The organism is Pedobacter superstes, assembly GCF_037622515.1.
In the GTDB taxonomy this organism is placed as follows: Bacteria; Bacteroidota; Bacteroidia; order Sphingobacteriales; family Sphingobacteriaceae; genus Paradesertivirga; species Paradesertivirga superstes.
On the sequence record NZ_JBBJCN010000001.1, the window covers coordinates 1,013,502 to 1,027,265 of the forward strand.

Genomic DNA, 13,764 nt, shown 5'->3' on the forward strand with positions numbered 1-13,764 from the left:
CTTTAGGCTGCTGAAGCGTCCAAAATATTTCCGAGCATAAACCTGCTGAATTTCTTGCAAAAAACTCTTTTCAATCCACGTATTTTACAATTTCTCGTCTGCTTTAATTGAAAGACTTTTATTTATACCTTCTCAATATTCGCACTTCTCGCAGACCGGAAGCCTGCAAAGCCTCCGTGGGAGAAGCAATCACTGGATAAGCATATGTTATTCGCTTTTCTTCTGGCAGTTGCACATCATAGATCATCCTGTTCATCAAGCTATTTGCAACGTGAATCTCCAAAGTATTGTCTCCTTTTTTTAGGTAAGGAGTGATATCAAGTTGCCATGGCGAACACCATACAATTCCAGCATCTTTTCCATTCACATGCACCTGAGCAACAGACCCCGGATTGCCTAGATCAATTCTGATCTCATTATCCAGATGGTATATCTGAATGGTCTTTTTATATACCGCTGTTCCCGAATAATATTTGATCCTCGGATCTGTATTTTTTGTCCAGTCCTCTAATGTTTTAAAAATCACCTCACCTGGCCCGCCTGCCTTTTCATCAAAGCGGACCTTCCAATCACCTTTAAGTACCTCGCTTTTAAATGCTTTATTTTCAGACGCTAACACAGGAAGCTTTTCCTGTTTATCAGTAACAACTAAAAAACAGGATTCGCGGGCAGCCATATTCAATTGGACAGAAACGCTTTGCTGATCGGATTTTGCAATGGGGATTGAAAAACGTTTACCCGTTACAGCGTTCCATAATTGCACTTGTTTTCCGGGGGAATTGAAGGTAAAAAGATTACGCTCAGCTAGATCCTTATGATTGTTGAGAAAGTAAATGTCAGCATCAGTCAGCTTTTTATGTGCGAAGTAAATCTTTGAGGATTTCGTATCTCCAACCTCCATTTCAATGTCGGGTTTTATCCCTGCATTTTTGAGCGCCTCATTGAGAGACATTCCCCAATAAATGCTTCCAAGGCCAACATTTTTAGAACCTACTTGTCCCGACGCTTTGCCCCAGAGTTTATCTGCAAGTGATTGGTATTCATTTTCCTTGCCTATATCCCGGGCCGTTCCGGACGTATGCGGCTTCGGTCCGTAAACATTTCCTCCCTGTTGAATAAGGGACGCAATCTTACGCAACGCATCAAGAGTAATGTCCCCATTCCGAGGGAGAACCATCATCTTATAATTTATTCCGTCAGGTAAGGAAATCTTGCCCTTGCTTCCGTTCATACGGGTAAGCAAGGCATCTGTTGTGAAAGCATCAAAATCGAATCCTCCTGGAATATCCGGCAGCCTGTATGTAAGAATCTTAACGGGTGCATTCTCTCCGAGATAAATGCAGAGGTCTGACGAGGATTTACCTGCGCGCATAATAAAAGCATTTCTTGCCTGGTAATCCCAAAAAGGACTGCTATAATTCCACCAGGTATTATTCCGATTAATTGCATAATGCCTTCCTCCACCTGTACTTCCTGGTAATTTGTCGAGCCATGGCTGATATGCTGAGGCACAGATTACAAACTCGTTTATACCAAACGCATAGGCATAGTCGGCCAGTGATTTCAACTCCGCCAAAGAAGTACTATATTTTGCATCAGTGTATGCCTCCGCGGAAGCTATCTTCTTGCCATACAAATGAGCCGCCGATGAGCTTTCTTTAATATCATAATTGCCCTCCGGATGAATTGCCCAAAACTCCCCCTGAGGCTTGCTAACTTTACTTTTTGCCAAGATAGGGTCACCAACAATACAGAGTGCGTTTCCTATTGCCTGAGCGGTGAATGTTAAACCTCGCTTTTGCGAGAGACGTTCAAATGTGCCGTAATAGTTGTCTGCTATCATATCCGCAATATTGCGGCGAACGTCAAATAAAAATCCATCACTTTCCTTTACCCCACCAACAACATATCCGAGCATAGCCGGAAGAAATGGAGTAGGGTCATAGCCTCTTCGTAACCTAAACTCTTCGATAAAATTGTCGGTCCAGTTTTGTGAGCCTGCCTCATGACTGTCCATGGCTACTCCCGAAAGGTTTCCGCTGTTGGTAGCCCGAAGCGAATCGGCTATCCTTCCCACATAATTATTCCAATGAATTTCGGCAGCTTTAACGGAGAGTTTGTCACATTCAAGTCCAATCATGTTTTTTCGCCCGTGCTTTGTCGATACGCCAGTCGGTACATAAGCGAATCTCATTACAACCCAGTTCCCGGGCGGAACATTCCAGGTTAACCTGCCTTCTCCATCCAACTTATCGCTGATATTAAGAACCTTTTTCGAATCGATTACTTCTGCTCTTGAAAAAGCTGGAGTCTTGTCGGTTTCTATGTATTCTGTAAAAAGTCCTGCCTTTTCCTCCCATTGATCAAGCTTTGCTGAAGATTGCAGGCTTACTGCTCCGATCATAAGGTTTTGGTTAGCCTCGGAGACCTCCCACCAATTATGTAAATTCAGTCGAAAGTATTTAGCTTTTATGGGTTTAAAAGATATTGTTTTCTGACGCCATCGCTCATGAGCGCGGTAGATTGGTTTAAGGTCGCAAACTTTATTGTAGTGGACCCCGTCATTAGATGCTTCCAGTTGGCCGAGGTCTGGCAGTACCCGATAACCTGTACCAACAAATACCTCTGAGGGTGGTCCGGGTACATTCGTAGCGCTCGTTGTTGCCTTGCCTTTCGGCTGAACCTCATAGCTTATACTCCTTGCTTCAAATTGCTTAGGAAATTCTAAGTTCACGTAAACCGGACTATCCTGCCTGGGAATTTTGGCAAGTGCTTTTTCATTGACATTAAATATCTTGCGAACATCCAATTCCTTTACATTTGATGATATTTTAATCTTTTGGGAAGAGGATGTTATTCCTGCACCAAGTTGGGCCGGATATGCGAGAACTACTACGTCTTTATAAAAGTTATATTCATTAGCAGGTTTTAATAAGTGTCCGGAGAATGCTTTTCCCCCTTTGAGATAAGTCTCCGTGGCAACAAGACGTTTCATACTAGTCTCGTTGGTTATCCATGGCCCACCAGCTACATAGCCATTGGATAGATGGATTTCAAATGTTAATCCCAGACGTTTTGCTTCTTCGGCTGAAAATCGCAACATCTTCCACCACTCAGGTGAGAACCCTTCCAATGCGTTTTCTGCCTTACCATGGCTTTGGTCATAATAAACAACTCCGCCAACCCCAGCCTTTTTGAAAGCTTCAAGGTCAGCCGTTATTCCCTCACGTGTCGTCTCAGTCTCGCCATGAAACCACCAAACCTTCGTTCGGGCACTGTCCTGAGGGTTTTTAAACCCATGGTACACAATTGACAAGTTTTCAATTCGCAATTCCTGAGCGAAACTAGAAAGGCAAATTATAATTGAGAATAGAGAGGGTAGTAACTTTAACATTCGATTTGTTTATACGTATGCAATATAACAAGCATTGAATTTAGAACGGATTTCTAAGGTCATGTCTTAATAATCTTACCGAGACAAAGTACGTGAACCCTTTAAATACTTCTCATATGACCTAAGCATATTTGCAGAGATTTCCGTTACTGGTACAATTTCACTATTAAAATAATCTTTGAGACTATTTTAAACAGTTACCATGTTAGCCGCGTTAGCGAATCGCTCCTCAGCCTTAAGTTCCTTAACCTTATTTTCACCAAACTCTATGAGATTAATCTCTTCCGCAGTTCTCTGCTCCCCGAAAACAAGCCAATTAGCGAGGCCGTCTGCATCAAAATATGAAACGCGCTTTCATAGTTCGCTAATTCGGCAACGATAGTCCATCCAGAACAGGATTTAGCAGCTTTATTATGATGGGGTCTTTAATTGTGCCATTGGTTTTTACTTGCTTGCTGGTTACCCAATGTTCCGTCGGAATATACTTGGGCTTAGCCCTATGCCAAATTCGAATAGTTACATTATAGGTTCCATCCTTCTTTTTATTACTTTTTAAAACTACCGCTGCTATTGTAGCATTAGCAGAAATACCTGTAAAACTTAAACAGGGCGCTTAGGGCGACCGCCTCGGCAGATATAGAAAAAGTGCTTTTAAGCACAAAAAAAGCCTGATTTAATGAAAAATCAGGCTTTTTAAACGTGGTACCAGCTGAATCGAACCAGCGAGCAGAACTGCATTCCAAAGGTCTTTAAGTGGGATTGTTTCTTACTCTCATCCCTAGACAGATAAAACTCCTGGAGCTTAAGGACAATTGAGTTGTTTCGATCATACTCTATTCGCTGCGTGGATTTGCACCACGATGCACTGAGTCTTCGGATATAGTCTTCTTTTCAGGGGGCAAAAACTGCGTTTCTGATCCACTAAGGCACAATTTACTACTTTTACTTTATCATCAAAATAGTTCTGCTACGTGTTTGTGACGGCAATTTAAACGTACTCTTTTTCGGAGTAAAACAGCTGATATAAATTTCAAGAAGTCATTTAGAAGCTCAATTAGTGTAACAAAACGTTTAAATCTTATCGTTTGCGTTGATGCAATTTAAATCTTCAAATGCCTGAGTTAAGCGCTTAACAAAATTATCTTCGCACTTACGCAACCAAAAACGCGGATCGTAATATTTTTTATTTGGAGAATCCGCCCGGTCAGGGTTACCAATTTGAGACTGAAGATATCCTTCTTTGGATTTGTAAAAATCCTTAATTCCTTCCCAGAATGCCCATTGCATATCAGTATCGATATTCATTTTTATTGCACCGTAAGAAATGGCCTCTCTTATCTCTTCTTTTGAAGAACCGGAACCGCCATGGAAAACAAAATTGATAGGATTCTCTTCTTCGATATTAAATTCTCTACGGATATAATCCTGAGAATTTTTGAGAATACCAGGTTGAAGTTTTACGTTTCCTGGTTTATAAACGCCGTGAACATTTCCAAATGCAGCCGCGATTGTGAATCGTGGGCTCACTTCGCTCAATTCTTTGTAAGCATAAGATACTTCTGAAGGCTGAGTGTATAATTTAGAGCTGTCCACATCTGTATTATCAACTCCGTCTTCTTCTCCACCGGTTACTCCCAACTCAATCTCAATGGTCATACCCATTTTTTTCATGCGCTCAAGATATGTTTTAGATATCTCCAGATTTTCTTCGATAGATTCCTCAGAAAGGTCGAGCATGTGAGACGAGAATAAAGGCTTTCCTGTCTGTTGGTGAAACCGCTCACCATGCGATAACAGGCCGTCTATCCAGGGTAATAATTTTTTAGCAGCGTGGTCTGTATGTAAGATGACCGCAACACCATAGTGTTCTGCCAGTAAATGAACGTGTCTTGCAGCAGAAACTGCACCCAGGATGCAGGCTTCTAATTTTTCATTATTTAGTGATTTTCCAGCATAAAACTGCGCTCCGCCGTTAGAAAGCTGAATTATTACAGGTGAATTTACAGCTTGCGCTGTTTCCATCACCGCATTTATAGAGTTTGTATTAATGACATTCACAGCTGGCAAAGCAAATTGGTACTTTTTCGCTTGTCCAAACAATTGTTGAACGGCATCGCCGTATAAAACGCCTTTATAGTTTTTAAGATTCATTTCACTTTTTAATTATTTCCTGGAAAGGAGAGGTTTTTGTGACAATCACAACTAATCGATTGGAGTCCCAAATCTTTTATAAAAGCATCGGAGTAACTCGCCCGTAATTTTACAAAAACGCAAAATCGCTCCGCGGCCTAAAAACTTATCTTCCAAAATCGTCTTGTAATCTTACAATGTCATCTTCATCGGATGGATTATCAAAATCAGTATGCTGCCAGATTTCGGCTAATACTCCATATTCATCTAATCCTACCAACCGATGTCTCTCTCCTTGCTGAAGTTTAATACAATCACCTTTTTCTTTCTTAAAAAGTTCTCCCTCGTGATCAGTCTCACTTATCACAACACCAACTGATCCTCGAAGTACCTTCCAAATTTCCGCTCTTCTAAAATGATATTGCCCCGACAAGCGCTTTTTGGGAGCCACTATCAGAATTTTCGGACTGAGTTTTCCTGACATTATCAAGTCACTTAAATCCAAACGGTTAAAAAAAAAGTTGGCAAATTCTTGGGCTTGTTCATCACGAATCACAAAAAAACCTCCCCAGGGTCGGTTTTTATCATACCTTACTACATCCAGGCGGAGTACTTTAAGCATTTCTTCTATTTCTGTAAATATTTTTTCTGACATTATGTAAATTCCTTTTCGTTAAAAAATCACCCAATAACTTCCTCATATATGCTATACAGAATCGTTGGACCTTAAGATTAAGTTCCACTTCCTGCTATTCTTCTCATAATTTCCATACACGCACGACTATTATGATAAGGGCACTTCCATAATCCCGCCTTATCCTGATTGTCCATCACCCTGCACGCTGATGTTACGCCCCAAAACCATTCACCGTTGGTCGTATCAAGAATTTCATTTTTGATAAACTCCCAAACTTTAAGAGATTTAACCAGGTAACTCTCCTTGTGGGTTAGCTGGAAGGCATTAAAGAAACCTACCATAGCTTCCGCCTGTACCCACCAGTGCTTTTCTTGAATAAGGTGTTGAGCAGATGTTTCAAACTCATAATTCAAACTTCCGTCACTTTCTAAACCTTCAGTTGCCGCATCTGTCATCGTTAAAGAGGCTTCCTTAATTTTCAAAATCAAATGCTCATCCTCAATCACCTCGGCTGCTTCGAGTAAAAGCCAGGCTGCTTCTATATCATGACCGTAAGATATAGTGTCCGACTTTCTTTTCCAGTTCTCGTCTAAGAACAAAACTAAATGTCCGTTGTCCCCATCTATAATATGCTCCAGAAAATTTTGGATAAGGATCTGGATCTGCTCCTTCAATCCATCATCCTTCCAAATACGATAGAGCGTTGTATAGGCTTCCAGAACATGTAGATGAGTGTTCATGGTCTTTTTCTCGTTAGCATCTTTTTCACTTAAGCGCAAGTCCGAAATCTCATTCCAGTCGCGGGTAAAAGCTTCGAAATAGCCTGTTTTCTCTTTATCAAAACCTTTTTCCACCAAAAGCTTGTACAAATCGATGGCCAAATCTTTAACCTTTTCGCTTTTACAGGCCTGATAGTATTCGCTAAGGGCGTAAATAGTAAAAGCAATGGCATACACTTGCTTTTTAGTCTCTAACGCAACCCCCTCCGCACTAACGGTCCAGTAGACTCCCCCAAATTCCTTATCAATAAAATGATCTACAATATACCCGCAGGCTCTGTCGGCCATTTGTAAGTAATTTTGATTGGGCTCAAGATTATAAGCAGCTGAAAAAGACCAAAGGATACGGGCATTAAGCACCGAACCCTTTGGAGCGGAATAATCACGAGTATTATCACTATCAATTTTTCCCACAAAACCTCCATTTATGGTATCGGGACTAAAATGCAACCAATAGTCCAAAATATTGTGTAACTCTTGTTTAACCTCTTTCTGGTACACTCCTAATTGAGAATTAAGTTGAATAGTTGACATTGACATGGATGTTACCGCTAGTATTAAATTATCTTTGATTCTGATTCCCTGAAGTCTGTTTCAGCCTGAATTCTGTTTATTTCAGATTTTTATTATTATTAATAATGTTGTATATCGATTCTACCGATTTTGCTGATCGTAATCCGTCTTCGGGAGTGTTAATGGCATAATCCAACAGTTGGTCAATTGTTGATACGGCTACATGCTGGCGGGTATCTGAAGTAGCATAGTAGATAAATACCCTGCCATCGTCGTCTGCGATCCAGCCATTGCTAAAGGCAACGTTTGAAACATCGCCGACTCTCTCATCACCTTCAGGTGCAATGAAATAGCCGTTAGGTTTATGGATAACCTTTGTAATATCATTCAGGTCGGTGATAAGGACATAAAGCACATAGCGTAATCCCGCTGCTGTGTTCCGCACTCCATGCGCCAGATGCAACCAACCTTTTTCGGTTTTGATAGGTGCAGGACCAAGACCGTTCTTCGATTCGTAAACGGTATGATATTGCTTCCTGTCAATTACAATTTCTTGATCAATGCTAGCATTTTCGATGGTCGCACTTAGTCCAAAACCAATTCCTCCCCCTTTGCCTGCATCAATAAAACTGTCCTGTGGCCGGGTGTAAAAGGCATACTGTCCATCGACAAATTCAGGATGAAGAACCACATTCCGTTGTTGAGGAGAAGGCGTTTTAAGATCAGCCAAACGTTCCCAGGTAAGAAGATCTTTGGTTCGGACGATACCACACTGAGCAATTGCAGCCGACTGATCTCCATCCGGAGCTGCCGGGTCCCTGCGTTCAGTACAAAACAACCCATAGATCCAGCCATCTTCATGTTGCACCAAACGCATGTCGTAAATATTGGTATCCGGTTCATCTGTTTCAGGGATCAGACAAGGATATTCCCAGAAACGGAATTTATCTATCCCATTATCACTTTCTGCAATAGCAAAGAAAGATTTTCTATCCCAGCCCTCTACCCGGGCGACCACAATATATTTGCCCTGGAACTTAATTGCACCAGAGTTGAAGGTGGCGTTAATTCCAAAGCGCTGCATCAAATAAGGGTTGGTAGCAGGGTTAAGATCATAGCGCCATTCCAGCGGTGTATGAGCCGCAGTAAGAATTGGATTTTCGTAGCGGGCAAATATCCCATTGCCAAATTTTTCCTCCTTGTTTAGTTTGCTTAATAAAACTTCGTGCGCCTGCCGAAGGGCATTCAGACGCTTTTCAAAAATTAAGTTTGTTATTAATGTTTCTTCTTGCATTGCTTTGATATTGATCTCCGTAACATGGAGTTTATAAACAAAAATTATATTATTTTACAGAGTTCCTATTTGTCAAATCCAATGAGCGTTGCCGGGCTAACAGAGGTATTCTCCAGGGTTTTTTCTTCAGCTGCAGCGCGAGCCTCCTCCTGCAACTTATCCCACCATGTTTTCTTTAGGATGAATGCTAATACAACCAGAATGAGCACAGTTATGGCCAGAGGGGCCTTCATACCCAGAATTAGATACATGGGCAGGACAGTTAAACAGAGTTGAGCTATCACACCAACAACCACATTGAACATGTCAAGCTTGAAGTTACGATTGGGCTCAAACGAAGGATCGTGTGCCCTCACCTTCTCGCATATAGGTTGCCAGAAGCCCCATGGTCGGACAGTTTTATAGAATTTCATCAATACGGCTTCATTGGTTGGAGGAGCGGTATAAGTACCAACCAGACATCCTGCTACTGAAATAAGGAACAATAAAGGCCAAACGTATAACATCAATGTTCCAGGGAAGATAAAAGGGAAAACAAGTGCTGCTGCAATACCTGCTGCCATACCCCAAAAAAATCCATTCGCATTAAATCGCCACCAATACCATTTCAACACGTTCGCTGCAATATAACCTCCGTATAGAGCCCCTACGATCCATTGAAGAATGGTATTAACATCTTTAGCAAAGAAGCCAAGAATTACACCAATGGCAACTACAACAATCCCAACTAAGTAATTCGCAGTGATGATCTTTTTGGTAGAAGCGTCAGGGTTTATGTATTTGAGATAAATATCGTTCACGACGTAAGCCTGAGCGGCATTAAGAGTACCTGAAAAGGTTCCCATGAAGGCTCCTAAAAGTCCGGTTAATACCAAACCTAATATTCCGGTAGGCAGAAAGGTATTTATCGCAGCCGGAAGGATGCGTTCAAAGTCTGATTCTCCGGACCCGGAAGTGATGTCAAGTTTATCAAAATATAATAAGGCCAACACGGTGAGACCAATAATCATAGAATAGCGGATAGGAAGCAGAACAATCGAAACAAAACCCGTCATTTTAGAAGCATCTTCCGGCGAACGGGTAGAAAGGACTTTCTGCATATCATAACTTGGTGAGGGACCGGCCAAACTTGAAAGCACACCTTTGAAGAGCATCATCATAAAGAAAACCCCAAACAGGCCAAAACCGTCCTGCTCGATCTTTTTATTTACTGCGGGTAAAATATGACTCCAGTCGAGATCTAATTTCCATCCAAAGAAAGGGTCATGCCATCCGGCGGGGACTACAAGCTCTTTCCCATTTAAATGAATTATTGCTATTACAGCAATACAAATACAACCTACCGTCATAATTGCATACTTTATTACATCACCTAGTACAATGCTATGCATTCCTCCAAGGATGGAGTAGAACATGGCAAACAGAGTAAATATAATTCCGTAAAAATGCGCTACATAAGCAGCTGGAACATAGAAAGGCAAATAAGGTTGCACAACGTCCCATGGAACGAAAATCTCAATAAATTTGCCTAATCCTACAAAACCGTAGGCAAGGAAGCCAAGACAGCCGATCAAAGCAAAAGCTACCACAATATTATGAGAGGCTTTTACTCCTTTACCTTCTAGTCCGAAACGAGTAGCTAACCATTCAGCACCAGTATTGGCATTAGAACGACGAAGCCATTTGGACAGGAACATCATATTAAATACTTGGTTGAACACTGGCCATAACCAGGGAATCCAAATACTTTTTAATCCGTATACGAAACATAGTGATATCATCCACATTGTACCACTAATATCGAACATGTCGGAGGCATCACTTAGCCCTAGCATGTACCAGGGCAATTTCTTACCCCCCATCAGATAACTTTCCTTATTCTGGCGGGCTTTATTCCGGTAATACCAGCCAATCATTACCATCATGATGAGGTAGAAGACGATCATTGAAACGTCGATAAGTGTTAAATTCATTTTCCTAATTTGATAATATCTAGTTTATAATGGTCGAGTAGAATCCCATGAGTTGTTCATCTTATTAGGGCAGGTAATCGCCTTACTTCGTTTAAATAAGGGCTAATACCGTGAGACCTGGTCTACTCCGTTTAATAATATGACTCAAAGATCTGCAGAATCACAGGTTCTATTGCTCAAAAAATGGGGCTGAAATGTTTAACATTTGATGAAAATGTTAGCTTGCACTACATTTAAAGGCATTTTCTAAATAATTTCAATTGATTCGATTGGTCTTCGGTCAATTTTAGCAGACAGGTCGGGAATTTTATATATATAGCAAAGCAGGATCCACTAAGGGATCCTGCATACATCAACAACCATATATAGAAAAAAGGAGATCTGCCTTCCTGACAAAGCTAACAGGAAATTATTTTCACAGATCTTATCTGGCTCTTATTGTGGGTGCTTATACATTGTTCGAACAAGCTCATTCGCAAACATTACATATGCACTGTTTTTAAATTGCACAAAATCTGTCTCTGCAGGATGATTTTTGTAAGGAGTCCAATATGATGACGTTGTATTTGCCCATACCAGCACGTATGCCATCTCGATTTTTTGAGTTTGAAGTATTGCAAGCAATTTTTGAGTATACCAGTTATTAACAGTTAAGTTTTGCTGTCCGGCTTCTGTAAACGCGGCGATTTTATTTTTATCTTTAGCGTAATCAGAAACAATTTTAAGCTTATTAGAAATGGAGGCATTAGAGATATTCGTATTTAAGCCGTAATTATCAGTGCCCAGAATATCAACATAGTCATCCCCTGGATAATATTGAAGATATTGCGTTGAACTTGTATAATCCCCGCCAGGTGACCAGCAGTAAAGAAAATTATGAACGTTCAATTCCTCGCTTAAATAAGTAACTGTAAACTGGAACAGTTCTTTGTATTGAGCAGGAGTACAATGATTTTTCCCCCACCAGAACCAGCTACCATCCATTTCGTGAAAAGGCCTGAATATTACCGGCACCAACTTTCCGTCCGCACCAATCAGGGATTTAGCATAATCCGCGATTTGTTTCAGCGACCCCTTGTAAATTTCATGATGTGATCCTCCGGGCAAAATTTTGCTCACTGCTTCAACCTGCGATTCACTCCAATTAAAACTCCCTTTTGAAACAGGATTACTATAATGCCAGGAATAAGTATTAATACCTCCCCGGTTGTATGCTTCGATGGTAAGTTCTTTAGCAATCTGTCTCTCGTAATCAAACCAACCGCCGTCTGACCAACCAGCAATGTAATTAAAATCGTGACCGTATACTGCCGGAAATGAGCCGGTGATTTCCTTAACGTCGGATTTTTCCTTTGAAACAGTCGGAAGATGCTGCTCATTTGCCCACGATGTGGAAGGATCTATCACTCCCCTTTTCGTCGCGTCCTGATGCCCAAAAAGAATATTTTTTTTGGCGACCATCTTCATATTGTAGAAAAGCCAGGCAGTTTCGTCGGTCGCATTTCTATCTATTAACCATGATCTTATTGTAGAAAGATTGGGCACTACCTCCTGTTCTTCAATAATTGGCTGCGGGGTCGAATCGCCCCCATCTCTTTTTTTACACGCTTGTAAGCAAAAGGCCGGAAGCACTAAGGCTAAAAACATCACTTTAAAAATTATTTTTGAATACATCACTTATCCTAATTATGTTTAAAAATCACTTGCGACACTTTATGCTGTCTCATCCTGCATTTGGTTTTCCTAAAACTTAAAAACAATACCTCATCTTTTTATTAATCGGATCATCAGAACATCCTGCCCAGGAATTAAATGAGTTAAAGTTTTCTTCGTTGTTCCCATGTTCTTTTTCGTCCACAAGTTCCTAACAGTGAAACTGGATGATCGGGTATTCAACTGCCTTTTAGCAAAGGAGTCGGTAATTGTGTTTGCCTGCCAGTTCGCTTCAATTAATCTAGGCGTTTTGGATCGATTGAGAAAGCACACAGCCCAATCCCCACCCTTCAGAGGTTTGTACCAGGTTTCAACGCTATCTTTAGAGGCTTGTTTAAATCCCTGAATACCAAGCTCGTCCTGATCTACAGCTATAACTTCCTTGTTAGTCAGAATTTCGATGGTTTGCTTACTCATTGTTCTTAAATCATTACCAGCAATCAAAGGGGCTGCGAGCATCGCCCACATCGAGAAATGAGCACGATCCTGGTTAACAACCATTCCGTTTCCAACTTCCAGCATATCAGGATCATTCCAATGGCCAGGTCCCGCAAATTCGCGCAGACCGTCCTGTTTATCCAAGATTTGCATCACCCCCCACGACTTCCAGGTGCCATGGTCTTCAATACAATCAAAACAATTGTAAATATCTCCGGTGGTCCTCCATAAATGTCCAACTGTCTTTCCCCATTCCCAGGGCTTATCATTTCCCCATTCGCAAATACTCAGAACAATTGGCCTGCCTGCTTTTCGCAATGCTGCGGCAATTGTTTTATAAGCACCTTCAGCTTTAAGTCCTTCTGTATTACACCAATCGTATTTTAAGTAATCTATTCCCCATCTCGCATACATATTGGCGTCTTGAAACTCATAGCCTCTACTTCCGGGGCGTCCGCCGCATGTCTGCGAGCCCGCGTCAGAGTAGATACCCAGTTTCAAACCCTTTGCATGAACATAATCTGCAAGCGCCTTCATTCCGGAAGAAAATCTTTTTGGGTCAGGATGAATGAAACCCAGGCTGTCGCGATCTCCATGCCAGCAATCATCTATATTGATATAAGTATATCCAGCCTCTTTCATTCCCGACGAAACCATGGCATCCGCTATTTCCCGGATCATACTTTCATCCACATTACAGGCAAATTTGTTCCAACTGTTCCAACCCATGGGCGGTGTTAAAGCAAGCTCCTCGAACTTGGTATAGTTTTGTACGTAATTGTTTCCCTGAGCAAAGCCGCTAAACGAAATGCCCATTGCCGCAATTAAGCCGAATAGTTTTGTTCTCATTTTTATTATCTAAGTGTTTATTATTTAGTTGATAGAGCTTTAAA

At 41.2% G+C, this 13,764-nt stretch carries 8 protein-coding genes; all 8 read right to left on the reverse strand.

What is annotated here, in order from left to right; translation table 11 throughout:
• Positions 1-118 precede the first annotated feature (118 nt).
• Entirely contained in the window at positions 119-3,394 is a 3,276-nt protein-coding gene (locus tag WG906_RS04325) for a glycosyl hydrolase (protein ID WP_339991293.1), read from the reverse strand.
• Positions 3,395-4,465: 1,071 nt separating this feature from the next.
• Positions 4,466-5,545, reverse strand: a complete 1,080-nt coding sequence (gene fbaA / locus WG906_RS04330) for a class II fructose-bisphosphate aldolase (protein ID WP_339991294.1) — start codon at positions 5,543-5,545, stop codon at positions 4,466-4,468.
• A gap of 145 nt (positions 5,546-5,690) precedes the next feature.
• Positions 5,691-6,179, reverse strand: coding sequence for a cupin domain-containing protein (locus tag WG906_RS04335; RefSeq protein WP_339991295.1), 489 nt, complete (start codon positions 6,177-6,179; stop codon positions 5,691-5,693).
• A gap of 77 nt (positions 6,180-6,256) precedes the next feature.
• Positions 6,257-7,474 (reverse strand): AGE family epimerase/isomerase, encoded by a 1,218-nt coding sequence (locus tag WG906_RS04340; RefSeq protein WP_339991296.1) that lies wholly within the window; start codon positions 7,472-7,474, stop codon positions 6,257-6,259.
• A gap of 76 nt (positions 7,475-7,550) precedes the next feature.
• Positions 7,551-8,747, reverse strand: coding sequence for a glycoside hydrolase family 130 protein (locus tag WG906_RS04345; protein ID WP_339991297.1), 1,197 nt, complete (start codon positions 8,745-8,747; stop codon positions 7,551-7,553).
• 65 nt (positions 8,748-8,812) lie between these two features.
• A complete protein-coding gene (locus WG906_RS04350) occupies positions 8,813-10,720 on the reverse strand; it encodes a sodium:solute symporter family protein (protein WP_339991298.1) in 1,908 nt (635 codons plus the stop codon).
• A 435-nt stretch (positions 10,721-11,155) separates the two neighbouring features.
• The gene (locus WG906_RS04355) at positions 11,156-12,367 is read right to left on the reverse strand and encodes a glycoside hydrolase family 26 protein (RefSeq protein WP_339991299.1); all 1,212 of its coding nucleotides are present in this window, start codon (positions 12,365-12,367) and stop codon (positions 11,156-11,158) included.
• Positions 12,368-12,484: 117 nt separating this feature from the next.
• Positions 12,485-13,720: a glycoside hydrolase family 27 protein gene (locus WG906_RS04360; protein WP_339991300.1), complete on the reverse strand. Its 1,236-nt coding sequence runs from the start codon at positions 13,718-13,720 to the stop codon at positions 12,485-12,487.
• Between the last annotated feature and the right edge of the window lie 44 nt (positions 13,721-13,764).